At 68.3% G+C, this 24,721-nt stretch carries 26 protein-coding genes; 3 read left to right on the top strand and 23 right to left on the bottom strand.

Going from position 1 to position 24,721, the window contains the following annotated elements:
• Window positions 1-13 precede the first annotated feature (13 nt).
• Window positions 14-1,156, top strand: coding sequence for a glutamate--cysteine ligase (locus tag DL991_RS17810; RefSeq protein WP_125785436.1), 1,143 nt, complete (start codon window positions 14-16; stop codon window positions 1,154-1,156).
• Window positions 1,157-1,176: 20 nt separating this feature from the next.
• Here the strand turns inward: DL991_RS17810 and DL991_RS17805 are convergent, their stop codons facing one another.
• Genes DL991_RS17805 through DL991_RS17775 form a run of 7 tightly spaced genes read right to left on the bottom strand, consistent with a single transcriptional unit; the run spans window position 1,177 to window position 6,278 of the window.
• Window positions 1,177-2,046 carry an NUDIX domain-containing protein gene (locus tag DL991_RS17805; RefSeq protein ID WP_125785435.1) on the bottom strand — a complete coding sequence of 290 codons (870 nt, stop codon included), beginning with the start codon at window positions 2,044-2,046 and terminating at the stop codon, window positions 1,177-1,179.
• A gap of 4 nt (window positions 2,047-2,050) precedes the next feature.
• Window positions 2,051-3,010 (bottom strand): ROK family protein, encoded by a 960-nt coding sequence (locus DL991_RS17800; RefSeq protein WP_125785520.1) that lies wholly within the window; start codon window positions 3,008-3,010, stop codon window positions 2,051-2,053.
• A 16-nt stretch (window positions 3,011-3,026) separates the two neighbouring features.
• Window positions 3,027-3,449: a hypothetical protein gene (locus tag DL991_RS17795; protein WP_125785434.1), complete on the bottom strand. Its 423-nt coding sequence runs from the start codon at window positions 3,447-3,449 to the stop codon at window positions 3,027-3,029.
• The gene (locus DL991_RS17790) at window positions 3,446-4,588 is read right to left on the bottom strand and encodes an ArsA family ATPase (protein WP_125785433.1); all 1,143 of its coding nucleotides are present in this window, start codon (window positions 4,586-4,588) and stop codon (window positions 3,446-3,448) included. The genes DL991_RS17795 and DL991_RS17790 overlap by 4 nt, the downstream gene beginning before the upstream one ends.
• A 14-nt stretch (window positions 4,589-4,602) precedes the next feature.
• On the bottom strand, window positions 4,603-5,043 hold the full coding sequence (locus DL991_RS17785; protein WP_125785432.1) for an SRPBCC family protein: 441 nt from the start codon (window positions 5,041-5,043) through the stop codon (window positions 4,603-4,605).
• Window positions 5,044-5,070: 27 nt separating this feature from the next.
• A complete protein-coding gene (locus DL991_RS17780) occupies window positions 5,071-5,859 on the bottom strand; it encodes a metallophosphoesterase (RefSeq protein WP_125785431.1) in 789 nt (262 codons plus the stop codon).
• Between the two features lie 8 nt (window positions 5,860-5,867).
• Window positions 5,868-6,278: a polyketide cyclase / dehydrase and lipid transport gene (locus DL991_RS17775; protein WP_125785430.1), complete on the bottom strand. Its 411-nt coding sequence runs from the start codon at window positions 6,276-6,278 to the stop codon at window positions 5,868-5,870.
• Between the two features lie 125 nt (window positions 6,279-6,403).
• On the opposite strand from DL991_RS17775, the gene DL991_RS17770 reads away from it, so the two are divergent.
• Complete coding sequence (locus DL991_RS17770; protein ID WP_125785429.1) at window positions 6,404-8,194, top strand: long-chain fatty acid--CoA ligase; 1,791 nt, start codon at window positions 6,404-6,406, stop codon at window positions 8,192-8,194.
• 218 nt (window positions 8,195-8,412) lie between these two features.
• Here DL991_RS17770 and DL991_RS17765 read toward each other — a convergent pair whose 3' ends face one another.
• From DL991_RS17765 to DL991_RS17755, 3 genes are all read right to left on the bottom strand, one after another.
• The gene (locus DL991_RS17765) at window positions 8,413-9,522 is read right to left on the bottom strand and encodes an NAD(P)/FAD-dependent oxidoreductase (RefSeq protein ID WP_125785428.1); all 1,110 of its coding nucleotides are present in this window, start codon (window positions 9,520-9,522) and stop codon (window positions 8,413-8,415) included.
• A gap of 66 nt (window positions 9,523-9,588) precedes the next feature.
• On the bottom strand, window positions 9,589-10,536 hold the full coding sequence (locus DL991_RS17760) for a ferritin-like domain-containing protein (RefSeq protein ID WP_125785427.1): 948 nt from the start codon (window positions 10,534-10,536) through the stop codon (window positions 9,589-9,591).
• 462 nt (window positions 10,537-10,998) lie between these two features.
• Entirely contained in the window at window positions 10,999-12,243 is a 1,245-nt protein-coding gene (locus tag DL991_RS17755) for an aminotransferase class I/II-fold pyridoxal phosphate-dependent enzyme (protein WP_125785426.1), read from the bottom strand.
• Window positions 12,244-12,420: 177 nt separating this feature from the next.
• Here DL991_RS17755 and DL991_RS17750 point away from each other — a divergent pair, with 177 nt between their 5' ends.
• Window positions 12,421-12,924, top strand: a complete 504-nt coding sequence (locus DL991_RS17750; RefSeq protein WP_125785425.1) for a hypothetical protein — start codon at window positions 12,421-12,423, stop codon at window positions 12,922-12,924.
• A gap of 29 nt (window positions 12,925-12,953) precedes the next feature.
• Here the strand turns inward: DL991_RS17750 and DL991_RS17745 are convergent, their stop codons facing one another.
• From DL991_RS17745 to DL991_RS17685, 13 genes are all read right to left on the bottom strand, one after another.
• A complete protein-coding gene (locus DL991_RS17745) occupies window positions 12,954-13,448 on the bottom strand; it encodes a hypothetical protein (protein ID WP_125785424.1) in 495 nt (164 codons plus the stop codon).
• Window positions 13,445-13,933 carry a hypothetical protein gene (locus DL991_RS17740; protein WP_125785423.1) on the bottom strand — a complete coding sequence of 163 codons (489 nt, stop codon included), beginning with the start codon at window positions 13,931-13,933 and terminating at the stop codon, window positions 13,445-13,447. Before DL991_RS17740 ends, DL991_RS17745 begins: the two co-directional genes overlap by 4 nt.
• On the bottom strand, window positions 13,933-15,168 hold the full coding sequence (locus DL991_RS17735; RefSeq protein WP_199746551.1) for an MCE family protein: 1,236 nt from the start codon (window positions 15,166-15,168) through the stop codon (window positions 13,933-13,935). Before DL991_RS17735 ends, DL991_RS17740 begins: the two co-directional genes overlap by 1 nt.
• A complete protein-coding gene (locus DL991_RS17730; RefSeq protein WP_125785422.1) occupies window positions 15,165-16,370 on the bottom strand; it encodes an MCE family protein in 1,206 nt (401 codons plus the stop codon). Before DL991_RS17730 ends, DL991_RS17735 begins: the two co-directional genes overlap by 4 nt.
• Window positions 16,367-17,548 (bottom strand): MCE family protein, encoded by a 1,182-nt coding sequence (locus DL991_RS17725; RefSeq protein WP_125785421.1) that lies wholly within the window; start codon window positions 17,546-17,548, stop codon window positions 16,367-16,369. The genes DL991_RS17730 and DL991_RS17725 overlap by 4 nt, the downstream gene beginning before the upstream one ends.
• On the bottom strand, window positions 17,545-18,576 hold the full coding sequence (locus DL991_RS17720) for an MCE family protein (protein WP_199746550.1): 1,032 nt from the start codon (window positions 18,574-18,576) through the stop codon (window positions 17,545-17,547). The genes DL991_RS17725 and DL991_RS17720 overlap by 4 nt, the downstream gene beginning before the upstream one ends.
• Window positions 18,573-19,610, bottom strand: coding sequence for an MCE family protein (locus DL991_RS17715; protein WP_125785419.1), 1,038 nt, complete (start codon window positions 19,608-19,610; stop codon window positions 18,573-18,575). The genes DL991_RS17720 and DL991_RS17715 overlap by 4 nt, the downstream gene beginning before the upstream one ends.
• 106 nt (window positions 19,611-19,716) lie before the next feature.
• Window positions 19,717-21,033: an MCE family protein gene (locus tag DL991_RS17710; protein WP_125785418.1), complete on the bottom strand. Its 1,317-nt coding sequence runs from the start codon at window positions 21,031-21,033 to the stop codon at window positions 19,717-19,719.
• Window positions 21,030-21,878: an ABC transporter permease gene (locus DL991_RS17705; protein WP_125785417.1), complete on the bottom strand. Its 849-nt coding sequence runs from the start codon at window positions 21,876-21,878 to the stop codon at window positions 21,030-21,032. Before DL991_RS17705 ends, DL991_RS17710 begins: the two co-directional genes overlap by 4 nt.
• A 1-nt stretch (window position 21,879) precedes the next feature.
• Window positions 21,880-22,665, bottom strand: a complete 786-nt coding sequence (locus DL991_RS17700; RefSeq protein ID WP_091597335.1) for an ABC transporter permease — start codon at window positions 22,663-22,665, stop codon at window positions 21,880-21,882.
• A 91-nt stretch (window positions 22,666-22,756) separates the two neighbouring features.
• Window positions 22,757-23,518 (bottom strand): glucose 1-dehydrogenase, encoded by a 762-nt coding sequence (locus tag DL991_RS17695; RefSeq protein WP_125785416.1) that lies wholly within the window; start codon window positions 23,516-23,518, stop codon window positions 22,757-22,759.
• Between the two features lie 17 nt (window positions 23,519-23,535).
• The gene (locus tag DL991_RS17690; protein WP_125785415.1) at window positions 23,536-24,420 is read right to left on the bottom strand and encodes a 3-oxoacyl-ACP reductase; all 885 of its coding nucleotides are present in this window, start codon (window positions 24,418-24,420) and stop codon (window positions 23,536-23,538) included.
• An 85-nt stretch (window positions 24,421-24,505) separates the two neighbouring features.
• Window positions 24,506-24,697, bottom strand: coding sequence for a ferredoxin (locus tag DL991_RS17685; RefSeq protein WP_125785414.1), 192 nt, complete (start codon window positions 24,695-24,697; stop codon window positions 24,506-24,508).
• Between the last annotated feature and the right edge of the window lie 24 nt (window positions 24,698-24,721).

Here is a 24,721-nt window from a genome sequence, read left to right as displayed (position 1 = left end):
GACAATTCCGATCATGAAGATCGACTTCACTCCCTCGCGCCGGTCGACGGTCGGCGCGGAATGGGAGCTCGCCCTCGTCGACCGGCGGACCGGTGAGCTCTCGTCGGTCGCGGAGCAGGTGCTCGACGCCGTCCGGCCCGACGGCGAGGAGGAGCACCCGAAGATCAAGCAGGAGCTGCTGCTCAACACCATCGAGGTGATCAGCGGGATCTGCGACACGATCGCCGAGGTCAAGGCCGATCTGAACGAGTCGCTGGACGTCGTCCATTCGGTCCTCGACCCGCTGGGCGTCGAGCTGTTCTCGGCCGGGTCGCATCCGTTCTCGACGTGGTATCAGCAGAAGGTCACCGACAAGGAGCGCTACGCCAAGCTCATCGACCGGACCCAGTGGTGGGGGCGGCAGATGCTGATCTACGGCGTCCACGTGCACGTCGGCGTCGACCATCGCGACAAGGCCCTGCCGATCCTGGACGCGCTGCTCAACTACGCGCCACACCTGCAAGCGCTTTCGGCGTCTTCGCCGTACTGGGGCGCGGAGGACACCGGCTACGCGTCGAACCGCGCGCTGATGTTCCAGCAGCTGCCGACGGCCGGGCTGCCGTTCCAGTTCCGGAAGTGGACCGAGCTGGAGAGCTACGTCGACGACATGTTCACCACGGGCGTGATCGACCACTTCTCCGAGATCCGCTGGGACGTCCGGCCCGCCCCGCATTTCGGGACGATCGAGATGCGGGTGTGCGACGGATTGCCGACGCTGGAGGAGGTCGGCGCGATCGCGGCGCTGACGCAATGTCTCGTCGACGATTTCACTTCCCGGCTCGAAGACGGCGAGATCCTGCCGACGCTGCCGCCTTGGCACGTCCAGGAGAACAAGTGGCGCGCGGCGCGCTACGGCGTCGACGCGATCATCATCCTCGACGCGGCGGGCAACGAACGGCTCGTCACCGACGACACCTACGACCTGCTGGAGCGGCTCGAACCGGTCGCCCGGCGCCTGGACTGCGTCGACGAACTGCGGTCGGTGGAGACGATCCTGGCCTACGGGCCCAGCTACCTGCGTCAGCGCGCGGTGGCGAAGCACTACAACGGCAGCCTTCGCGCCGTCGTCGCTTCGCTCATCGCCGAAATGCGGGACGGAAAGATCGCACGCCCCTGACTGACCCCGCGATTCGGCACCTAATTGCGATCGAGATGCCCCAGGAGGGTGCTCGGGCCGAAGGTCGAAGCGCCAAGCGCCTCGACGCGGGAACGCAGCTCGCGATCGGCGGTCACCACGACGACGTGGTCTTCCGGGCCCGCCTCCCTGGCCTCCCGCGCGACGGCCACGATCCGGGAGTCCCCGTCGGACTCGGCGTCGACGACCTCGACGCCGGGCACGGCCGCGACTCCCCGCGCCTTCCCCTCGACGACCAGCACGACCCTCGGCCACCACGACCATTCGCCGCCACCCGGGAGCGCCGGATCGGCGAGCCCGGTTCCGGCCAGGGTCGCGAGCTTGTCCCGCAACCGTTCCGCGGCGCCACGCCGGTCGCGCCACCAGCCGTCCGGCCGCGACCCGACCACGTTCGCGCCGTCGACCACCAGTACCAGTTCGCGATCCAAGTGTTCCTTCAATCCCGGCCACGCCACCGCGAAATCGCGGTGCAGCCGGAAGTCCGCGACCTCGCCCGCCCGGACCCACCGCAGTTCCGCGCTCTCCGCGTTCTTCACCCTGGCCGAAAGCGCGCCGATCGGCGCGGCCAGGATCGTGGTGTAGCGCCAGTTCCCGTGGTCGACGTGCGACGCGGCCAGCGCGCGGACGCCCGACGGCGGGATGTCGGCCTCTTCGTGCGCCTCGCGGGTGGCGGCCTCGCGCGGGCTCTCCCCCGCCTCGACCGCGCCCCCTGGCAGCGCCCACGTACGCCCGTGATGCACCCACCAAGCCCGGCGTTGCAGCAGGACACCGCGCGCGGGATCGGACAGCAGCAGCCCGGCGGCGCCGTTCAAACCCCAGTGGAGATGCCCGAAGTCGCATTTCACGAAGCCGTTGCCGTCTTGCCGGGTCACGGCTTCAGCCTGTCACACCGACTTCGGCGCCGGGAGCCTTCGCCGCGTCGACGGCGAGCGCCGCCGCGCCGACGATCGTGCTGTCGTCCCCGTGGTGCGCGGTGCGGATGCGGGCCAGCGGCCGGTGCCCGGCGCCGGTGATCTTGCCCGCGTACTGTTCCCGCGCCTCGTCGAGGAACAGCGGCGCCGATTCGGACACCCCGCCGCCGATCACGATGATCTCCGGGTCGAAGACATCCGCGACCAGCGCCAGTCCTTCGGCGAGCCACTTGCCCAGTTCGGTCATCGCGCGCTGGGCGATCGGGTCGCCGTCGCGGGCGGCACCGGCGACCCGGCGGCCGGTGACCGAACCGGGGTCTCCCCTGGTCTCCCGCGCCAGCACGGTCGACCGGCCGGGGTGCCGGGCGAGCAGTTCCACCGCGGTCGCGGCGAGCGCGGTCCCGCTGCAGTACCGCTCCCAGCAGCCGTACTTGCCGCACGGGCAGGGCCGCCCGCCGGGAACGACCGTGAGATGCCCGAGTTCGGGGGCGACGCCGTACGCGCCCCGGTAGATCTTGCCGTCGAGCAGCAGACCCGCGCCGATCCCGGTACCGAGCGCGATCAGCGCGGCCACCTGGGCGCCGCGGGCGGCCCCGAACCGGTACTCGCCGATCGCCGCGGCGTTCACGTCGTGTTCCAGGGTCACCGGCAGGCCGACGCGTTTCTCGATCCGTTCGGCGACCGGCGCGGCACGCCAGGACAGATGCGGCGCGAACATCACCGTCCGCCGGTCCTTGGCGACGAACCCGGCGACCGCAAGCCCGACACCGGAGACGTCGTGCCGGTTGCGGAGGTCTTCGATCACGCCGGCGATGGCGTCTTCGAGCGCGTCCTCCCCGCTGGGCGTGCCGACCCTGGCGGTGTCCATCAGCGAGCCGTGCTCGTCCACCACGCCGGCGCGCACACTCGTGCCCCCGACGTCCACCCCTACCGTCAGCAACTCAGTTCTCCCGGTCCGGCTGCCAAGCGTCGCGCCTGGTCACCGCGATGTGCTGGACCCGCGAAGCTCCCACCGGCGCATCTTCCCGCGCCGGCTCCTTCCGCGCAGGCTGGAACCCCGGCATGTGCACCCCGCCCTCGGGCTCCCAGCGATCGGCGAGCACCGCCCGCAGCAACGCGACGAGCTGCGCGGCCTGCTCCATCAGCCGTGCCACGAACTCGGGCCGTTCCCCGCGGAAGACGCCGACGACCGCGCAGAGCGGGCACCAGCCGCCGTCGGTGTCGTGTTCCGAGCAGCCGTGCCCGGCGGAGATCAGGCTCTCCAGCCACGGCGCCGCGTGCTCGACGACGAGTTCGACCAGCAGCCGGATCTCTTCGGCCAGTTCGAGGCCGTCGGCCTTCGTGTGTTCGCTGTACTCGCTCACCCGGGTCCCCGGTTCCCGGCCAGGCTCACGACCAGGCCGTGCGCGTCGGATTCCGCACCGGTGATCCGGCACGGGCGCAGCATCTCCGGCAGCGCGATCAGCCGCCGGAAACCGTCCACGGTGACGGCGAGATCATCGTCCACTCTGGCCAGGTCCACTTCGGAGTCACGGTGCAGCGGCACCGCGATCCGTAGCTGATACCCACCGTCCGATTCGGACACCTGCAGCAGTGGGGTGACACCTTTTTCGTCGCCCGTCAGGGGATCCAGCCCCTGATAGAGCTCGTACGCGATTTCCTGCAACGCCTCGAGCCCCACCGGCTCGACGGCGCGGTGCTCGACGGGCTTCACCTGTCCGGACCCGAAACCGGCGTCGGCGAGCTCGGCGAGGACGGCGTTCTGCTGGGTGCGCCTGGTCCGCATCCACGAGGCCGCGGCGCCGCGCCAGAACCCGGGCGCGGGCATCAGCCGGTTGACGATCAGGCCGTCGACCAGGATCCCACGCAGGGCAAGGGAACTGAGGGTGCGGCGGGCTTCCGCGACGACCACGCGCTCCGGCGTCAGCACGAGCCGTACGGTGGTGGTGGCCGGGTCGGTGAGCAGGGTGCGCAGCGAGTCCAGATGCGCGCCGAGCCGCCGCACCGCGGCCGCCGTCCGCCGCGCGCCCGGTTTGAACATCCTCGACAGATAGCCGGAGACGGCTTCGGGCAAAGCCAGCAGGCGCAGCGTTTCCGCGGTCGGTCCACAGTCGACGACGACCGTCTCCCAGGGACCGTGTTCGGCGAGGCGCTGGACCTCGGTGAGCGCGAGGAGTTCGTCCACGCCGGGCACCACGGTGAGTTCTTCGGCGTCGAGCGAGCCGAGGCCCGCCCCCGCGAGCGCGGTCTGCAACTCCTGCCGGAGTTCGCGCCAGGTGCTGTCGACGAGGCCGCGGGTGTCGATCTGGGCGGCATGCAAGAGCGTGTCCACTTCGGACGGTTCGCCGCCGAGAGCGCGGCCGAAGGCGTCACCGAGGGAATGGGCCGGGTCGGTCGAGACCACGAGCGTCTTCCTGCCCCGCCCGGCCAGTGCGGCCGCCGTCGCCGCGGCCAGCGTGGTCTTGCCGACACCCCCCTTGCCGGTGAAAAGCAGGATCCGCATGCCTACCCTTCGACTCAGGATGCTTCAGCGCGCTTCTTGAGCTCCTTGAGCGCGGTGTCCATGACCATCTTCTCGGCCTTGCGGCGCAGCAGCCCGATCATCGGCAGCGCCAGCTCGACGGACAGCGTATACGTGACCTTGGTGCGGCCGGCGCCCAGCGCTTCGAGGGCGTAGCGGCCGTTCTGGGCCTTCTGCATCTGCCCCTTGACCAGGTGCCAGCTGACTCCGTTGCCGTCGGCGTCCCAGTCGTACTCGAGGGTGTAGACGTCCTTGATCGGCCCGGCGTCGAGGGTGAGTTTCACCTGCTTGGCGCGGCCGTTGTCATCCTCGCCGAGTACCTCGGTCTCCCGGACGGCCTTGGCCCATTCCGGGTACGCGGGGAAGTCGGCGATGACGGCCATCACCCGCGCGGGCTCGGCGTCGACCTCGATGGACTGCGTGGACTGCTCGGCCATGGTCCAAACTGTAGCCGCAGCCGAGGGTCACCAGCGCAGCACGTACGGCTGTGCCGTCTCTTTGAAGTGACCGACGTTACGGCATTCGGTCCTGCCGAGCCTCGTCCGCGGCGTCAGCGGCTGGTGGACGTGCCCGAACACCGACCAGCGCGGCCGCTGCTCGCGGATGAGACCGACCAGCGCCGCCGACCCGATCTCGGACCGCCGCGCGATCACGTCGTAGGTCAGTTCCGGGAGGGCGGGCGGGATGTGGGTGCACAGGACGTCGACGTTCTCCAGCGCGCCGACCGCGACGTCGTACTCCTCGCGGGTGCGCAGGTACGGCCGCCAGAAACCGTTGCGGCGCGGGACCACGTTCGGCGGGAGGAGCGCGCCACCGACGAACCCGAAGCGCAGGCCGCCGAACTCGGCGACCTCGCCGTCGAGGACGGTGATGCCGTCGCCGGCGAACTCCGGCCACAGCGACGGGTCGTCGACGTTGCCGGGGGTCGCGAACGTCGGCGCGGTCAAAGCGCCGAACAGGACGGCGTACTGGTCCTGGATCGCCTCACCGACGGCGGCGGCGGGATCGGCCAAAGTGGCCCACAACGATCGCGAGAAGGCAACGGTCTCATCACGAGTGCCCTCACGCCGAAGCCTCGCGAACTCACCGACCTTCTCGGCGCCGAACAGCGCGCCCATGATGCCCTTGTCGTGCTCGCGGTAGTCGACGAAGTCCAGCAGGTCGCCCAGCACGATCAGCGCGTCGGCGCCGTCGCCCGCGCGTTTGAGCGCGTCGGCGTTGCCGTGCACGTCCGACACCACGTGAACCCGCATGCTCTCCCCTACTCGACCCGGGGACCGACCCCGGGCTCGCGCCCGTCCTCGAGGACCTCTTTGAGCCCGAGCGCGATCGCCTTGGCCGCACGGGCCCTGCGATCGAACTCCCGCCGCAGGTCACGGGCCTGGAGCACAAGAGGCTCCCCGTCCGGACCGGCGGGAGTGGCGCGCAGGAAGTAGTGCAGCAAAGTGCCGTCGAGCACCGGCTCGAGCCAGACCTCCATGGTACCGATCAAGGCACCGCGCACGGTCCAGCGCAATCCTTGGTCGCCACGGTCGGTGTAGACCTCCAGAACGAGGTCCGGCCAGTAACGTGACCAAGATCGCGGATCGGCGAAAGCGGCGGCCACGGTGGAGGGCGGGACCACGAGGAAGGTCTCGTCGACGATGTCGAGAGCTGGCGGCGCCTGGTTCACAGCGGCAGAATGTCATGCCCTGGGTATGGCCGATTCGTCAGCATGGTCTTAAGGTGCACGGCACGCTAAGTTGACTGGCGGGTAACACCGGTCACACCACTTGCACGCGAACACGGAGGTTCCTCGTGCGCGAATACAGCGCCCCCGCCGCCAATCCGGTGACCGACGACGAGAATCTCGCCGACGTCGTCTGGGCGAACGCGGAGCGGTTCTCCGATGTCGTGAGTTTCCGCCGCCAGGTCGACGGTACCTGGTTGGACATCACCGCCAAAGACTTCGCCGCCCAGGTTCTGGCCGTGGCCAAGGGAATGGCACAGGCGGGCATCGCCCCGGGCGACCGGATCGGGCTCATGTCCAAGACCCGGTACGAATGGACCCTGATCGACTTCGCGATCTGGGCCGCCGGCGCGGTCACCGTCCCGATCTACGACACCTCCTCGGCAGAGCAGGTGCACTGGATCCTCTCGGACTCGGCGGCGAAGGGCGTGTTCGTCGAGACCGACGAACACCTCGCGACGCTCGAATCCGTCAAGGGACGCCTCGACACGCTCGAGCACACCTGGCAGATCGAGGCAGGCGCCGTCGACCAGCTCACCGAGCAGGGCGCCGCGCTCGGCGACGACGACCTGCACGAGCGCCGCCGCACGGTGAAGGCGGGCGACCTGGCCACGATCGTGTACACCTCGGGCACGACCGGCCGTCCCAAGGGCGTCGAGCTGACCCACCGGAACCTCCTCGCCGAGATCCGCGCCGACATCGCCGCGTTCCCGCAGCTGATGGAGCAGGGCAACTCGCTGCTGGTGTTCCTGCCGCTCGCACACGTCCTCGCCCGCGCCATCGCGGTGACCGCGCTCAGCGCGCGAGTGACCCTCGGGCACACCTCGGACGTCAAGGACCTCGTCGCCGACCTCGGCACCTTCCGGCCGACGTTCGTCGTCGCCGTGCCGCGGGTGTTCGAGAAGGTCTACAACGGCGCGAAGCAGAAGGCGCACGGCGACGGCAAGGGCAAGATCTTCGACGCCGCCGAAGCCACCGCCGTCGCGTACAGCCAGGCTCAGGACACCGGCGGCGCAGGGCTGGGCCTCAAGGTCAAGCACGCGCTGTTCGACAAGCTCGTCTTCAGCAAGCTGCGCGCGGCCCTCGGCGGCCGGTGTGTCGCCGCGGTGTCCGGGGGTGCCCCGCTCGGCGTGCGGCTGGCGCACTTCTTCCGCGGTATCGGCGTCCCGGTGTTCGAGGGCTACGGCCTGACCGAGACGTCCGCCGCGGCCTGCGTCGGCACCCAGGACGGCTTCCGCGTCGGCACCGTGGGACGCCCGGTCGCCGGCACTTCGGTGCGGATCGCCGACGACGGCGAAATCCTGCTGAAGGGCGACGTCGTCTTCGGCGGCTACTTCAACAACGCCCAAGCGACCGCCGAAGCGCTCGAAGACGGCTGGTTCCACACCGGTGACCTCGGCGAACTGGACCGCGACGGATTCCTCAAGATCACCGGGCGCAAGAAGGAGATCATCGTCACCGCGGGCGGTAAGAACGTCGCCCCGTCCGGGCTCGAGGACACCATCAAGGCCAGCCCGCTGATCAGCCAGGCGATGGTGGTCGGCGACCAGCGGCCGTTCATCGGCGCGCTGATCACCATCGACGAGGAGTACTTCCCGTCGTGGAAATCGCAGCACGGTAAGCCTGCCGACGCCTCCGTGTCCGACCTGGCCGGCGACGCCGAGCTGCGCGCCGAGGTCCAACAGGCCGTCGATCAGGCCAACAGCGCGGTTTCGCAGGCCGAGGCGATCAAGAAGTTCACGATCCTCTCGAAGGACTTCACCGAGGCCGGTGGCGAGATCACGCCGAGCCTGAAGCTGAAGCGCAACATCGTGAACAAGAACTACGCGACCGACATCGAAGCGCTGTACAAGAAGTAGCTCTTCGCGCGTGAGGGCCTCCTTGCCTACCGTGAGGGTAGGCAAGGAGGCCCTCACAGACGAACGAGGTGTGGCTGGGTAGGTTCGGGGCTGAGCCGACGTTGCGAAAGCCACTTTCGCAACGTTGAAGGTTGCGAAAGTGGCTTTCGCAACGCCCGCGCGGGCCGGTGAGCGGGCCGCGGCAGGTGTCCAGGCGCGTCACCACCGCAAGTAGGTGACTAATTGCGGGTGATCGTCGCGTCCCACTCGATGTGGTGCTGGTACAGCCAGTTCCGGTCCCGGTCGGACGTCGTCCCCGAAGACACCGCCGCGCTGCCGGCCACCAGTTTCTCCACCCGCGCCCGCCGCAGCCGCTCGTAGGCCATGAAAGCCGTTGGCGCGTCAGGAAGATCTCGTAGGCACTGCGCCAGCACGACACTGTCCTCCAGTGCCATCGACGCTCCCTGCCCCTCGGCGGGCGAGGCCGCGTGCGCGGCGTCGCCGACGAGCACCATCGACGCGTTGAACCACACCGGCGTCGAGGGGACGTCGTAGGAGTGGCCACCGAAGACGTCGTCCCCCGTCGACTGGATGATTTCCGCGGCAGGCAACGGTTCCCCGTCGAAAGCGGCGAAAGCCGCCGAGCGCCACTCAGCCGCCGAAAGACCGGTGCGGACGCCTTCGGCCGTGGGAAGCCGCGCGAACCAGTACGTCGAGCCGTCGGGTGTGCTCGTGTAGCCGAAGGAGGCGTGCAGGCTTTGAATCATCCGATAGAGAGACGGCGCCTGCGGGATGTTCGTGTCGGTCGTGTAGCCGTAGACGACGTCGAGGCCGGTCGAGCGCGGAGGCGGGCACGCCGGGTCGATGATGGTCCGGACGACCGACCGCAGCCCGTCGGCGCCGATCAGGATGTCCCCCTCGGCGACGGACCCGTCCTCGAAGCGGGCGACTCCCGGCGACGCGGAAACCAGCCGCTTCCCGCGTTCGAAGGTGATCCCGCGCGAGATCGCTTCCTCTTGCAGCGCACGGTAAAGGGACGCACGCGTCAAGGTGCGCGGCCCGGCGAGACCGTCAGTGCCGTCTAGGTCGAACGACCGCCGCTCGACGGTCTTCCCGTCCGGCGTCACGAGTTCCAGCCCGACGGCGGCGAAGGAGTTGTCGATCACCGGGGCCTCGGCGCCGATCGCGCGCAGGGCGTCCATGCCGTTGTGCATGATCGTCAGGAACGCGCCCGCGTCCTCGCCGCCGGACGGGTACGCCTCGTGAACGCTCGCTTCGATCCCGGCCAGCCGCAACGCCATCGCGGTCACCGTGCCCGAGACGCCGCCGCCGATGATCACAGCCTTCACCGCGAACCCCTCCGTCGTGTCGCCGTCACCCGACGGTACCGGGAAACGGCGACACGACAGCGGGGATCACGCGCCGCCGCTGGCGACGATGTCGCCGTTGACCCCCTTGGGGAAGAACCCGCCTTCCTTCACCGGACCGGGGTTCAGGTAGACGATGTTCAGCACCCTGTCGGCGCCGCGGCCGAAGCAGATGCCGTTGTTGTCGGCGGGGACGATGTTGGCCTGGTTGCCCAGCAGGATGCCCTGGTCGTCGTCGCCGGGGCCGTCGAGCGCGTCGCGGGCGTTGGAGATCTTGGCCGCCGCGTCGCCGAGGTCCCGGTCGAACAGCGACGTCCGGATGGTGGCGGCGTGGTAGGCCTCGGCGGCCAGGATCCCGGCGGCCGCGTCCAGGAACGTCTTGTTGGTGATCAGCGGCGCGGCCCCCTTGTAGGCCGTGACGCCGACGTCTTCGAACAGGTACGCCGCGAGCAGGAAGTTCTTCTCGTTGGCGAACGGGTCGAACTGCTGGTATTCGCTGATCAGCCCGGCCGCCTTGGCCGCGGCGGTGAAGCTGTCCTTGAGGTCGATCTCGGGCCGCGACACCGCTGCCTCGCCCAGCGCGCCGCGCAGGAACTTGACGTGCGCGACCTCGTCGCCGGCGATCTCCTTCGCGAACTGGTGCAGCGTCTTGTCGTGGAACATCACCTTCTTGCCGCCGACCACGCCACCCTGGGCGCCGACGCCGCCGGTGAGATCGTCCGGCAGCCCGCGGCCGTGGACGGCGAAGGAGTAGAACTCGGCTTCGAGGTACTCCAGGTTGAGCGCGAAGTTGAGCACGGCCGCGTCACTAGGGGCTTCCGCAACGGCAGCGGCCTCACCCGTCGCCGAAGCGGACGAAGTGGCCTGCACCCCGAGGTAGGTCGCGCCGACCACACCGAGCCCCGCCGCGCCGGCGGCCTTCAGGAACCGGCGGCGATCCGTGCGGTTCTCGGCGCTGCGCGAGATCAGGGTACGAACGAAGGGCTTTCCGAACACGAGTGGTTCCTCTCGTCTTTGCGGTGCACACCCACCCACTCGGACGTTCGGAACCACCCGTGACCCGGATTGGAAAAGATCTCGGAATTATTTCTTCGTCGCCGCGGCAAGGCGAACGGCGACCGTGCCACGCCACGCTCTCGGGCGAGAGAAGCGCAGATCAGGGGGTCTCGTGAGTGCTAAGGACGGTTAGAACGAACCCTCTCTGAGCTACCTGCGCGTGGCCTGTGGCTTTGCTCGCGTGAAGTACATGAAGGCCCCCATCCTTGCGCCAGGCGCAAGGATGGGGGCCTTCATGTACTTCGGAAGGTGTGAAGGTCGAGTTTCCTCGGCTGAGCCGAGGCAAGGAGTCCTTCACGCCTTCCGCTACCCGGCTCACCCCAGCAGGTACCTGAAACACCCTTGGCCAGAACCGTCCTTAACACTCACGAGGTCCAGTACTGGCGACGTCACGTGACTGACTTACTTCTTCGTCGCCGCGGCAAGGCGGACGCAGACGGCGAGCCCGCGGATGGCCTCTTCGACTTCGGCCAGCTCAGGATACGTCGGCGCGATGCGGATGACGGCGTCCTCGGGGTCGTCGCCGTACGGGTGGGTCGCGCCGGCCGGGGTCAGGGCTATACCCGCCTCCTTGGCCAGCCGCACGACCTCCTTGGCGGTCCCCGACGGCACGGTCAGCGAGATGAAGTACCCGCCGGTCGGCTTGGTCCAGGACGCCAGGCCCGATTCGCCCAGTTCCTTGGTGAGGATCTCGTCGACGGCCGCGAACTTCGGCCCGATGAGCTCGGCGTGCTTGCGCATGTGCTCGCGGACGCCGTCCTCGTCGCGCAGGAACTGCGCGTGGCGGAGCTGGTTGACCTTGTCCGGGCCGATGGTCCGCTTGCCGATGAGGCCGGTCCACCAGGCCAGGTTGGCCTCGGAGGCGCCGAAGAAGCCGACGCCGCCACCCGCGTAGGTGACCTTCGAGGTGGAGCCGAAGACGAACACGCGGTCGGCGTTGCCCGCCTCGGTGGCCAGCGCGAGCAGGTCCGCCAGCTGCGCCTCTTCGTCGGTGAGGTGGTGCACGGCGTAGGCGTTGTCCCAGAAGATCCGGAAGTCCGGGGCGGCCGTGACCATCGTCGCCAGGCGGCGCACGGTGTCGTCGCTGTAGGTGACGCCGGTCGGGTTGCTGTACTTCGGCACGCACCAGATGCCCTTGATCGCGGCGTCCTCGGCGACGAGACGCTCGACGAAGCCCATGTTCGGGCCGGTCTCGGTGAGCGGCACCTGGATCAGCTCGATCCCGAAGCGCTCGGCCAGCGCGAAGTGGCGGTCGTAGCCCGGCACGGGGCACAGGAACTTGACGCTCGGCTCGTCGGCCCATCGGCGCTCGGCGCCGGGGAGCTTGCTGAGGAAGGCCTGCACGATCGAGTCGTGCATGAGCTCCAGGCTGGAGTTGCCCGCGGCCAGCAGCTGCTCGGCCGGGACCTGCAGCGGCCCGGCGAAGATGCGGCGGAGCTCGGGCAGGCCCTTGAGTCCGCCGTAGTTGCGGACGTCCGTGCCGTCCTCGGCCTTGCGCACGTCTCCGGGCAGGGCGAGCAAGCCGTCGGCGAGGTCCAGCTGGCGGGGGGACGGCTTGCCGCGGGTGATGTCCAGGGAGAGGCCACGGTCGACGAGGGCCGCGTAGTCGCGGCGGGCGCTCTCGACATCGACAGGTGCAGTGGTCATGCCTAACGCTAAACCCGGCGGTGATCCGGCGTGAGACGAGGGTGGCTTCCGGCCCGCGCGCCCAAGATCCGATAACGGTTCCGGCGCGTTTTTCACCATTCGTAACGAGGACAAATCCTCTGGTGACGCGACCGATGTTTCCCACATTCTCGGTAGCACGAGGAAAAGGGGAGAGAAATGGGAACGATGAATCGGGCGGCGGTGACGCTGATGGCGGCGGGCGCGTTGGCCGCGTGCGCGGTACCCCAGCAGGGAACGCCGGCTCCGGCCGTCGTGGTGGCCGCTCCGCCGACCACGATCGTGATCCAGCCGCCCGCGGTCGCGGCCCCGCCTCGGACGGTTTATGTCGCACCGCCGGCGACACAGACGGTCCATCCCGCGCCGGCGGTTCCCGTGGCGGATGCGGTGATCGCGTACTACGACGCGCTCAACCGGCGTGATTTCGCCACCGCGTGGAATCTCGGCGGGCAGCGGCTGGCGAAAGGCGGCACTTATGCCTCCTACGTCAAGGGATTCGCGACGACTTCCTGGGCAGCCCTCACCGTGACGGGCGTGAGCGGGAACACCGTGCACGTCCATCTTTCGGCGCGCCAGACCGATGGTTCACTGCGTACATTTTCCGGTTCTTACACCGTTTCCGGCGCTGCGATCTCCGGGGCGAACATGAAACGCCTCTCCTGACACCGCAACCAGGTGACGAATCGCGGCCGTCACAGCGGGGTCAGCTGTGAGATCTTCCACCGGCCGTCGACGCGCTGCGCGGTGACCGAAAGCTGGGACACCGTCGACTGCGGTGCGCCGCCGCCGGCGGCGATCGTCTGCTGGTCGAGGAACAACAGGACTTCGGCCTGGTCTCCGCGCAGGGTCCGGACACCGAGCGATCGGACCGTCGTGGTGCGCACGAGCTTCTGCTCTTCGGCCCGTTTCCGCGCCGAAGCGAACTGGTCCCGGTACTGCCCGGTCGCCTCGCCGGTGAGCACGTCGGCCGCGGCCCGTTCGGTCCGCGCGAGGTTGCTGTAGTCGTAGGAGAAGACCGCCTTGACCCCGGCGCCGACCTGGTCCGCGACCTCGGCTGTGGCGGCCTGGTCCACCAGTGCCGCGTTGCCGTCCGAGCCCAGCGAGGACGCCTGGAGGCCGAACCACACCGCACAGCCGGTGGCCAGCACGATGAGCGCGATCAGGATCCGCGGGGTGCGCCCGGTCACGAGCCCGCCGCCTGTACCGCGCTGACCTTCCAGCCGTCCTCGACGCGCTGGTAGTCCACGGTCAGCCTGCTCACCTTGGGCGCGGCCGATCCGCCGCCGGTGCTGACCCGCACGTCCAGCACGGCCATCAGCCGTGCCGTCCCGGCGACGGCGTCGAGTTCGGTGACCGCGGCCTGTTTGAGCTTGGCCGTGGCGACGGTCTTGCTGGTGGTCGCGCGGTCGATCTGGACCTTCCGGTCGCCGGTGAGATCCTTGCCGAGGCGTCCGGTGGTGACGCCCAGCCAGCGGTCGACGTCCTGGGCGCCGCTGCGGTAGTCGATCGTGTTGAGCACTTCGAGCTGGCCGGACGCGGCGGCCAGCACGGCTTCACGTTCCCGGCCGCGGGCAAGGCCGTCGTCCCGGGCGGCGCTCCACCACGACCAGCCGAACCAGGCGGCGGTGAGGAGCGCGACGACAGTGCCGACAGCGAGAGCACGGGTGAGCATTACTTGCCGCCCAGCAACGCGCCCAGTCCGCCCGGCGCGGATCCGGTGAGCAGGCTCAGCACGCCCGGCAGCTGAGCGGATTCCGCCGCCTGCGGGGTCTGCTTCGGACGCTCAGGGACCGCGGGCGGCTTCCCGGCGTACGGAGCGTTCTGCGAGCCTCGCACGCCCGTGGGACTTCCCGGCGGCTCGGCACAGTAGGCCTGCGTGTTCACCGGGGCCTCGGTGGTGTCGTTGGCGGGGCGCTGTTTCGTGCCCTCGTAGCCCTTGGTGCACGAGACCGGATCGAAGAAGTTGAACACGACGCCGAGGTGACCGGTGCCGTCCGGCGACGTCGACCGCGAGAAGGCCGAGATGATCGGGTACGCGACGAGGAGTTCCTCGATCGCGTCGGTGCGGGCGGAGGTGATCTGGGCGGTGGTGAGCGTGTTCGCGAACAGCACCCCGAGGTCGGTCCCGGAAACCGCGAGCACGTCGCTGATCTGGCGGCTCAGCTTGGGTGCTTCGTCGATCACCCGCCGCAGATCCGGATCGGACGTCTTCAACTGCGCCGCGATCGTCTTGAGCCCGCTGGAGAACTGGGTGATGTTGTCCGCCTGCCGCCGCTGGGTGTCCAGCACCGTGCGCGAGTTGGCGAGCAGGCCCTGGGTGTCGGGCAGGTACTGCGTCGCCGTCGCGGTGAGGGAACCGGTGCTGTTCAGCAGCTGCCTCAGATCCGGACCGGCGTTGGCGAACGCCTCGTAGGTCTCGTCGACGACGGTCTTCAACGATTCCGGCTTCACACTCGACACCAGCTTGTCCAAATTGGACAGCACGGTGTCCGGCGCGAGCGGGATCGAGGTTTTGTCCCGTTCGATGACCGATCCCTCGGCCAGGTACGGCCCGTTTTCGTGCATGGGCAACAGATCGACGTACTGCTCCCCCACCGCCGACCGGTTCGCGACCGCGGCCTTGGTGTCCGCGGGGATCTTCGGCGCACCCTCGTCGATGTCGAGGCCGAGGTCGATGCCGTGCTCGGTGAGCGTCATCGACGCGACCTTGCCGACCGCGACCCCGCGATAGGAGACCTCGGCGTTGACGAAGATCCCGCCGGAGTCTGCGAGCTGGGCGGTGACGAGGTAGCCGCGGGTGCCGAACAGCCGGTCCAGCCCGGCGTACTTGCCGCCCGCGTAGACGACCGAGACCACCGCGATGACGACGAACACCGCCATCTTGATCTTGGTCTTGCGCGTGATCACCGGCCACCTCCCAGCAGCGGTCCGAGGATCCCGCCGAGCACCCCACCGAGCACGTCCCCTTGGGGCGTCCGGGGAGCCTGCGGGAGATCGCCGGCGGGCAGGGGCAGCACCGGCGGCGCGGCACCGTTGTTGAACGGGATCGCGCCGGGGGTGCCGGTGCCTTGAGTGCCGGGCAGCTGGATGATCGGCTGCGACGAGTTGTTCATGTTCTCCAGGAACGTGTCCAGATTCAGGTCGATCTTCGCTTCGACGTTCGCGTAGTCACCCTTGATCACGTTGCCCGCGTAGTCCGGGAACGGATAGGTGAGCAGGATCCGCAGCGCCGTCGGCAGGTCCTGGCCCGCCTCGGTGAGCTTCTTCAGCGTCGGCTGCAACGCGCGCAGGTTCGCCACCAGCGTGTCCTTGCTCGCCTTGATCGTTTCGGTCGCCACCCCGGACAGCGTGTTCAGCGACTGCAGCATGCCGACGAGCTGATCCCGTTGCTCGGTCACGACCTTGAGCCCCGGCGAAAGATTGTCGAGCGCGTTCGTGAGGTTCTGCGTCTGGCCGACCAGGGTTTTGGACAGCTTGTCGAGACCGTCGATGGCGCGCAGGATCTCGCCCTTGTGCCCGTCGAGTTCGGTGGCCAGCTTGTCCACTTGGGACAGCAGTGAGCGCACCTCGGCCTCGTTGCCGGTGAGCGCCTCGTTGAGTTCGTGGCTGATCTTCTGGATCTGCTCGACCCCGCCGCCGTTGAGCAGCAAGGAAAGCGCGCCGAGGACCTCTTCGACCTCGGGGTTGCGGTTCGTGCGGTCCAGCGGGATCTTCGCGCCCTCGGCGAGGGCGCCTTCCGGTTTTTCGGGGGCGTGCAGGTCGACGAACTTCTCCCCCAGCAGACTCGACTGCCGCAGCTCGGCACGAGCGTTCGCGGGCAGCGCGATGTCGCCGTTGACGACCATGCTCACCCACGCCGATCGCGTGTCCGGCGCGAGGTCGATCTTCTCGACCCGGCCGACCGGGACGTCGTTGACCTTCACACTCGCCTGCGGCACGAGGTCGAGCACGTCGGAGAACTGCGCGGAAAGCCGGTACGGATGGTCGCCGAGATCCGCGCCACCCGGCAAGGGAGTGTTGTACAGCCCGGAGAAACCACCGTCGCTGCATCCGGCCAGCACCAGGACGCCCGCCATCACCCCCGCGATCTTCTGCCGTTGCCGCCTCATTTCGGGAGCCCCTTGGTCATGACGTCGACGAGCGGGAGAGGCAGCGGTGGCAGCTCACCGCTCTGCAGTGAGGCCAGCACCTGCGGCACCGACGGGAGTTTCAGCGTGCCGTCGAGGACGGGCGCGAGCTGTTTGCAGATGTTGCCCAGGGCGTCCGGGATCGGCTTCGGCGTGCTCGCGCTGATCAGGCGGCACACGGTCAGGATCGGCGGATGCGTCAGCTCGTTCAGGTTGTCCCGCACCGCGATCGTGCCGGACGCCGCGTCGTAGGAGTTGATGAAGTTGGTCGCCCCGGTCGGCGCGATGTCGATCACCTCGGCGAGCGAGGCCCGCTGGTCCACGAGCACCTTCGTCAGGCCCGCCAGTTTGTCCACATTGGACGAAAGCAGGTCCTTGTTCTCCGCGACGAACTTCTCGACGTCGCCCATCGCCGTCGCCAGTGAGTTCAGCGCGGCGCCAACGTCGGCGGAATCCGCGGCCAGGAAGCCGCTGACGTCCGCGGCCCGGCGGTAGAACTCGTTGAGCTGCTTGTCGCTTTCGGCCAGCGCGCCGGTGAACGAGTTCAGGTTCTGCACCGTGCTGAACAGGTCGCCTTTGGAGCTGTCCAGGGTCTTGGCCAGTTCGGACAGCCGCGTCACCGTGGTGTTGAGGTTCTTCCCGTTACCGGCGAGGTTCGCCGCCGCGGTGTCGAGCACGTCGGACAGCGCGCCGTTCTTGTTGGCGCCGTTGGGTCCGAGGCTGGTCGAGAGCTTGTCGAGACTGGTGTAGAGGTCGTCGAGTTCCGCCGGCGTCGCCGTCTTCTCCTTGGCGATCACCGTGTCCGAGGCCATTTCGGGGCCGCTCTCGTACGCCGGGGTCAGCTGGACGTACCGGTCGCTGACCAGGCTCGGCGCGACGACGACGGCGCCCGCGTCGGCCGGGATCGGGGTGTCGCCGTCGATCCGCATGTCGACCCGGACCGCCTCACCCTGTGGCGTGACGCCGGTGATCTCCCCGACCTTCACCCCGAGCACCCGCACCGACGAACCCGCGTAGAGCCCGACCGTCTTCCCGAAGTAGGCGCTGATCCGCGTCCCGCCGGGTTCCTTGAACACCAGCCACAGTCCCGCGGTGAGGAGCAGCACGAGGACGCAGGCGGACGCGACCCAGCGGTAAAGCGTGCGGTGCTGAGCGCTCATCGTCCGCCCACCCCCTGGTTCGGCGCCGCGATCGGCGGCGTGCAGCCCTCCGGGTTGACCTGGAACGCGCCCGCGATGATCGTCGGCGGCAGCAGCCCGCACAGGTACCCCTCGAACCAGCGCCCGTTGCCGGTCGCGTTGGCGCCGACGCGGGCGAACGGCGCCATCAGCGCGAGGCTGCGGCTGAGGTTGTCCTGGTTGCGCTGCAGGATGTCGGTGACCTTGCCGAGTTTCTCGAGGGTCGGCTTCAGCTGTTGCCGGTTGTCGGCGACGAGACCGGACAGCTGCGCGGAGACCTGTTGCGTGCCCTTGAGCAACGTACTGATCGCGTCCTTCCGGTTCTGCAGTTCGGCGAGCAGGAGGTTGCCGTCGTCGAGGATCCGTTTCAGCTGGGCGTTGCGGTCGGACAGCGTCTTGGACACCTTGCTCGTGTTGGCCAGCAACGTCTTCAGGTCACCGTCGCGTGAGGACACCGTCTTGGACAAGGAGGACAGGCCGCTCAGCGCGTCCTTGAGATACTGCGGGCTGTCCTTGAGCGCGTCGGAAAGGACGGTGAAACTCGACGCCAGCTGCGCGGTGTCGATCTCGCCGACGGTGCCCGACAGCTCCTGGAACGCGTCCTGCAGTTCGAACGGCGTCCGCGTGCGGTCGAGCCCGATGGTGGTGTTCGGATCCTGGTTCGCCTTGCCCTTCGGGGTCAGCGCGAGGAACTTCTCCCCCAGCAGGGTCTTGATCTCGATCGAGGCGGCGGTCGCGTCGCCGACCCTGACATCCTTGACCCGGAACTTCACCAGCACCTTCTTGCCTGCCAGCTCCACGGAGCTGACCTGGCCGACCTTGACCCCGGCGACCTGGACCTCGTTGTCCGGCGCCAACCCCGCCGACTCGCCGAAGTACGCGGAGTACGTCGTCCCGCTGCCGAACAACGGGATCCGGTCGGAGAAGTACGTCGTCGCCGTGATCAGCACGATCAGGATGAGCGTCACGCCGCCGACCAGGGCCTGGTTGCGTTCCTTGAGCGGTTTCACGGCCCGCACCTCTCCGGTCGCTGCGTGCCGGGCAGCGGCGTGATCGGCAGTTCGATGTTGAGCGACTTGATGCCGATGCTGCCGGAGATCCCGCACAGGTAGTAGTTGAACCAGCTGCCGTAACTCAGCGTCCTGGTGAACTTCTGCAGGTTGCCCGGCAGCACCTGCAGGAGATGGTCGATCAGTTGTTCCGAGTCGCCGAGGTTCTGCGACAGCGCGCCGAGCTGCGCGACGTCTTCCTTGAGCGCCGGCCGCGCGTCGGCGAGCAGCCCGGTGGTGGCGACGGTGAGGTCGCCCAGCGCCTTGACCGCCTCCCCGATCGGCTGCCGCTGCTCGGCCAGCCCGGTGACGAGCCGCTGGGTCTGGTCGATCAGCTCGCCCAGCTCCGGCGACCGCTTCTCGACCGTGCCGAGCACGGTGTTGAGGTTCGCGATGACGTCACCGATGATCTTGTCCTTGCCCGCGATGGCCGACGTGACCGACGCGGTGTGCGCGAGCAGACTGGTGATCGTGCCGCCCTCACCCTGGAATACCTGGATGATCTCGTAGGACAGTTTGTTGACGTCCTCGGGGTTCAGCGCGCGGAAGAGCGGTTTGAACCCGTTGAACAGCACGGTCAGGTTCAGCGCCGGTTTGGTGCGCTCGGGCGGGATGACCCCGCCGCGCGGCAACGACTTCTCGTCCCCGATATCCGTGCCGAGCGAGAGATACCGCTGGCCGACCAGGTTGCGGTACTTGATGGTCGCGGTCACCGACGCGGGCAGCCGATGCGAGGTCTGGACGTCGAAATGGACCTGGGCGAAGCTGCGGTCGCCTTCCTCGACCTCGATCCTGGCGACCTGCCCGACCTTGACGCCGACGATGCGGACGTCGTCGCCCTCCTTGAGCCCGGACGCGTCGGTGAACTTGGCCGTGTAGCCGGAGGTCTCGCCGAAGTTGGTGTTCGCGATGGTGGCACCGAGGATCGCGGTGAGCAGCACCGTCACCACCGCGAAGATGAGGATCTTGACCAGATCCGGGACGAAGGACCTCATCGGAGTTCCACCTCCCTCGCGGATCCGGTGATTGCCGTGGCTCCGCTGGCGCGCCGAGCGTGTTGCGAAAGTGGCTTTCGCAACGTCGGCTGAGCAGCCGAGTACCTCATCGGAGTTCCACCTCCGCCCCGCGGTACAGCGGCCCCACCAGCAGGCTGCCCCAGTTCGGCACCTGGTCCGGTGTCGTGCCCATGGCGGGCGACACGAGCAGGTCGATCAGCTGCTGTTCGTCCGGTGTGTTCACCACCGAGCCACCCGCGCTCCCACCAGAGGGCAGGGTGCCGTCGGGATCCCGCGGTGGCGCGGGTTTCGAGGACCCGTCGTCGATGGCGCCGTCCGGCGGGTACTGCGGCCAGCGTCCCGGCGGCGGCACCTGCGGATAGCAGCGCGGGCCGCGTTTGTCGTCGTACTTCGGCTCGTCGACACCGGGCAGGTACTTGCCCCTGCTCGGTGTGAACTCGATGGTCACCCGGCTGACCTCGGGATGCGCGGTGCCCTTGCCGAACGCGAGTTCCGCGCGCGGCACCGATTCGGCCAGCTGCTTGAGCAGGCACGGATACTCCGGCGCGTACTTCGCGAGGACGTCCAACGTGGGCTGCAGGTTGGTGGTGAGCCGGATCAGGTTGTCCTGGTTCACTTTCAGGAAGCTCGTCAGGTCGATCGAAGCGGCGGTCACCGTCGAGTAGACGTCGGCGAGACCGCGCTGGCTCTCGACCAGGGTCTTGCTCGTGGTGGTCAGATCCGACAGCGCGGCCAGCAGATCCGGCGCGGCCTTGTCGTAGATCGCGGTCGCGTCGGCCAGCCCGGTGATGTCGGCCTTGAGATCGGGCAGCGACGGGTTCACCTTGCCGAGATAGCCCGAAAGCCCGGCCAGCGTCGTGCCGAGCTGTTTCCCCTGACCGTCCAAAGCGGACGCGACGGCGTTGAGCGTGCTGGCCATCTTCTCCGGCTGTACGGCCTGCAGCAGCGGCATCACGTTGCCCAGCACGGTTTCCAGCTCGATCGCGCTGCTGCTGCGGTCCTGCGGGATGACGTCGCCCTCGGCGATGTGCCGCTGGGGTTTCTCGGGTACCTGCAAAGCGACATACCGCTCACCGAACAGTGTCTTCGGCAGCAGGCGCGCGGACACGTTCGACGGGATGACCGACGTCTTGTCCGGTTGCAGCGCCAGTTCCATCGTCGCGCGATCACCATGCGCCCGGATCGTCCGTACCTCGCCGACGACCATCCCGCGCACCTTGACGTCCGCGCCCTCGCGCATCTGGTTGCCGATGCGGTCGGTCTCCAGGTTCACCAGGGTCACCTTGGTGAAGGCCTTCTGGTAGAAGGCGATGGTGGTGACGAAGAACAGCACGACCACCACGAGGAAGATCAGTCCCAGCACCTGGTGCCGGAGCCGCTGCAGCAGAATCCTCCTGTTCACCCGGAAATCCTCACCGTCGTCGTGGCACCCCAGATCGCGAGGCTGAGGAAGAAGTCGAGTACCGAGATCAGCACGATCGACGTCCGCACCGCGCGCCCGACCGCGACGCCGACCCCGGCGGGCCCACCGCTGGCGGTGTAGCCGTAGTAGCAATGGGACAGGATGACGAGCACGCTGAAGATGATCACCTTGAGGAACGACCAGAGCACGTCCTCGGGCGGCAGGAACAGCGTGAAGTAGTGGTCGTAGGTGCCCGCGGACTGGCCGTAGAGCCAGATGGTGATCTGCCGCGAGGCGAGATAGGACGAAAGCAGGCCGACGGCGTAAAGCGGGATGACCGCGGTGACGCCGGCGATCACCCGCGTCGTCACCAGGTACGGCAGGCTCGGCACGCCCATCACTTCGAGCGCGTCGATCTCCTCGGAGATCTTCATCGCGCCCAGTTGCGCGGTGAACCCGCAGCCGACGGTTGCCGAGAGCGCGAGCCCGGCCGAGAGCGGCGCGACCTCGCGGGTGTTGAAGTAGGCCGAGATGAACCCGGTCAGCGCGGCGGTGCCGAGCTGGTTCAGCGCCGAGTAGCCCTGCATGCCGACGATGAGACCGGTGAACAGCGTCATCCCGATCATCACGCCGAGCGTCCCGCCGATCACCGCGAGCGCGCCGGTGCCGAAGCTGACTTCGGTCAGCAGGCGGAAGATCTCGCGGCCGTAGCGCCGGATCGTGCGCGGGGTCCATGCCAGCGCGCGGAAGTAGAACGACAGCTGGCCGCCGAAGCCTTCCAGCATCGCGCCGGGACGCGCGATGATCTCGAGCGTCCGATCCGAAACAGCGGGTTCGCCTGCCATGTCACATCGCCTTCGGCGGCACGATCCGCAGGTAGATCGCGGTCAGCACGACGTTGATCAGGAACAGCAGCAGGAAGGTGATGACCACGGCCTGGTTCACCGCGTCGCCGACGCCCTTCGGCCCGCCCGCCGGGTTCAGCCCGCGGAACGCCGCGACCACCCCGGCGACGAAACCGTAGAGCAGCGCCTTGATCTCGCTGATCCACAGGTCCGGCACCTGGGCGAGCGCGTTGAAGCTGGCGAGGTACGCGCCGGGGGTGCCGCCCTGCATGACGACGTTGAAGAAATAGCCGCCGAGCACCCCGACGACGCTGACCAAACCGTTCAGCAGTACCGAAACCACGATGGCCGCGAGGACGCGGGGGACGATCAGGCGCTGGATCGGGTTGACCCCGAGTACCTCCATGGCGTCGATCTCTTCGCGGATCTTGCGGGCGCCGATGTCCGCGCAGACCGCGCTGCCGCCCGCGCCAGCCACGAGCAGCGCGGTGATCAGCGGGCTCGCCTGCTGCACGATCGCGAGCGCGCTCGCCGCGCCGGTGAACGACTGCGCGCCGATCTGCTGCGTCAGCGAGCCCAGCTGCAAGGCGATGACGGCGCCGAACGGGATCGCCACCAACGCCGTCGGCAGGATGGTGACACTGGCGAAGAACCAGCACTGCTGGATCCACTCGCGGAACTGGAACGGGCGTTTGAAGATCGCGCGCAGGACTTCCCACGACAAGGTTGCGAGCCTGCCGACCTGGATTAGCGCACCCGTACCCGGGACGGACACCGATGCGTTCACAGAACCTCCCAGTAGCCTGCCCCGAGTCTTACTCCACCTGTCAACGCCCCATTGCGTTAGCGGTGTTCACTTTGCTCTCGGCACCTCCACGCTAGAACTTGAGTGCGTGCGTAGCGGTCGCACCGCCATCGGCGACGAACTCCGCGCCCGTGCTGTACGAACTTTCGTCACTGGCCAGGAACAACACGAGTTTCGCGATGTCCTCCGGTTGCCCGACGCGGCCGAGGGCGACTTTCTTGCCCACCCACGACATGTCGACTTTCTGCCCACCCGCGGCGGCGGCGACCATCGGGGTGTCGATCGCGCCGGGGTGGACCGAATTGACCCGGATGTTCTTCGCGCCGAGTTCGAGCGCCGCGACCTTGGTCATCCCGCGGATCGCGAACTTGCTCGCGGTGTAGGCGACGAGGAACGGCATCCCGGCGAGGCCTTCCACTGAGGACACGTTGACGATGGAGCCGCCTCCGGCCCCGGTCATCGGTTCAACGACCGAACGCATCCCGAGAAACGCCCCGATCTGGTTGACCCGGATGACGCGTTCGTAGTCGGCGAGCGTGGTCTTGCCCAGTTCCGAGAAATGCAGGATGCCCGCGTTGTTGACCAGCACGGTCGGCGGGCCGAACTCCGAGCGGGTGCGCTCGATCGCGGCGTCCCATTCGGCCTCGTCGCCGACGTCGAGATGCTGGTAGACGGCGGACTCGCCCAGATCGGCGGCGAGTTTCTTGCCGTCGAGGTCGTTGATGTCGGCGATCACCACACGCGCGCCCTCGGCCACGAACAGCCGCGCGGCCGCTTCGCCCTGCCCACGGGCACCGCCGGTGATCAGGGCTACCTTGCCGTCGAGCCTGCCCATCCCATCATCTCCTCTGTTCACGGCAGCGACATGATCTCGGAGGCGGCGAACATGCGTTCCTGGTCACGGTCGGCGAAGTAGCCGCCCACGTTGGCCGCGAGTTCTTCGGTGGTCCAGGTGCCGTTGACGGTGTCGAACCGCTGTTCCACCGACGGCGGCCGCATCAGCGCGACCATCCCGCCGTAGACGAGGAAGACCTGACCGTTGATCCGGTCGGCTTCCGGCGAGCAGAGGAAGGACACGAACGGCGCGACGTGGTCGACCGAAAGCGGGTCGATCCCCTCCGGCGCGTCGGCTCCGAAGACGGCTTCGGTCATCGCGGTGCGGGCGCGCGGGCAGATCGCGTTGGCGCGGACGCCGTAGCGGGAAAGACCGCGGGCGGTCGAGACGGTGAGCGCGGCGATGCCCGCCTTCGCGGCGCCGTAGTTCGGCTGGCCGGGCGCACCGAGCAGGAACGACTCCGACGCGGTGTTGACCACCCGGCCGTACACCGGCGCTCCGTCTACTTTGGACTTGTCGCGCCAGTACGCCCCGGCATTGCGGGAAAGCAGGAAGTGCCCGCGAAGGTGGACCCGGAGCACCGTGTCCCATTCCTCGTCGGACATCGAGAACAGCATCCGGTCGCGCAGCACGCCCGCGTTGTTGACCAGGACGTGCAGACCGCCGAAGTGGTCGACGGCGCCGGTGAGCAGTGCGTCCGCGGTCGAGGACTCCGAGACGTCGCCGGTGACCGCGACGGCCTTGCCGCCTTCGGCCTCGATCTCGTCGGCGACCGCCTGCGCCGCGGCCGACACGTCGTTGACCACCACCGACGCCCCCGCGGCGGCCAGCGCCAGCGCCTCGGCCCGGCCGAGTCCCGCGCCGGCCCCGGTCACGATGGCCGTCTTGCCGTCCAAACTCACTCCGGGCCTCCAGCCTTTCAACGCACAGCCTCTCCGCACACACTAGAATCTGTTCTCGCCGTATGCAAGCGTCAAATAAACGGTGCTAACCACGTATGAGCAGGGCGTTTTTCGGGCAGCTCGCCACAGCTTGAGTAACACGTTCTACTTGATTATGCGGAACTTCGGCCGACGCGAGGACAAGCTCCTCGTCGTCGTCGAGATCGAAGACCTCCGGCGCGAAGCCGACACAGATCGCGTTCGCCTCGCAGAGCGACCGATCGACGTCGATCTCCATATTCCCTCCTCGCCGTCACACCTG

The sequence above is a fragment of the Amycolatopsis sp. WAC 01375 genome (assembly GCF_003947325.1).
Classification (GTDB): Bacteria; Actinomycetota; Actinomycetes; order Mycobacteriales; family Pseudonocardiaceae; genus Amycolatopsis.
The sequence above is the reverse complement of the archived record's forward strand: the minus strand, read 5'-3'. Positions and strand labels throughout refer to the sequence as shown.

Excerpts from the sequence above, each read along its gene's own strand:
- DL991_RS17730 (WP_125785422.1), bottom strand. The coding sequence starts at position 16,370 with ATGAGGCGGCAACGGCAGAAGATCGCGGGGGTGATGGCGGGCGTCCTG.
- DL991_RS17685 (WP_125785414.1), bottom strand. The coding sequence starts at position 24,697 with ATGGAGATCGACGTCGATCGGTCGCTCTGCGAGGCGAACGCGATCTGT.
- DL991_RS17785 (WP_125785432.1), bottom strand. The coding sequence starts at position 5,043 with ATGGCCGAGCAGTCCACGCAGTCCATCGAGGTCGACGCCGAGCCCGCG.
- DL991_RS17695 (WP_125785416.1), bottom strand. The coding sequence starts at position 23,518 with ATGGGCAGGCTCGACGGCAAGGTAGCCCTGATCACCGGCGGTGCCCGT.
- DL991_RS17715 (WP_125785419.1), bottom strand. The coding sequence starts at position 19,610 with ATGAGGTCCTTCGTCCCGGATCTGGTCAAGATCCTCATCTTCGCGGTG.
- DL991_RS17750 (WP_125785425.1), top strand. The coding sequence starts at position 12,421 with ATGGGAACGATGAATCGGGCGGCGGTGACGCTGATGGCGGCGGGCGCG.
- DL991_RS17740 (WP_125785423.1), bottom strand. The coding sequence starts at position 13,933 with ATGCTCACCCGTGCTCTCGCTGTCGGCACTGTCGTCGCGCTCCTCACC.
- DL991_RS17705 (WP_125785417.1), bottom strand. The coding sequence starts at position 21,878 with ATGGCAGGCGAACCCGCTGTTTCGGATCGGACGCTCGAGATCATCGCG.
- DL991_RS17810 (WP_125785436.1), top strand. The coding sequence starts at position 14 with ATGAAGATCGACTTCACTCCCTCGCGCCGGTCGACGGTCGGCGCGGAA.
- DL991_RS17725 (WP_125785421.1), bottom strand. The coding sequence starts at position 17,548 with ATGAGCGCTCAGCACCGCACGCTTTACCGCTGGGTCGCGTCCGCCTGC.
- DL991_RS17755 (WP_125785426.1), bottom strand. The coding sequence starts at position 12,243 with ATGACCACTGCACCTGTCGATGTCGAGAGCGCCCGCCGCGACTACGCG.
- DL991_RS17790 (WP_125785433.1), bottom strand. The coding sequence starts at position 4,588 with ATGCGGATCCTGCTTTTCACCGGCAAGGGGGGTGTCGGCAAGACCACG.
- DL991_RS17780 (WP_125785431.1), bottom strand. The coding sequence starts at position 5,859 with ATGCGGGTTCACGTGGTGTCGGACGTGCACGGCAACGCCGACGCGCTC.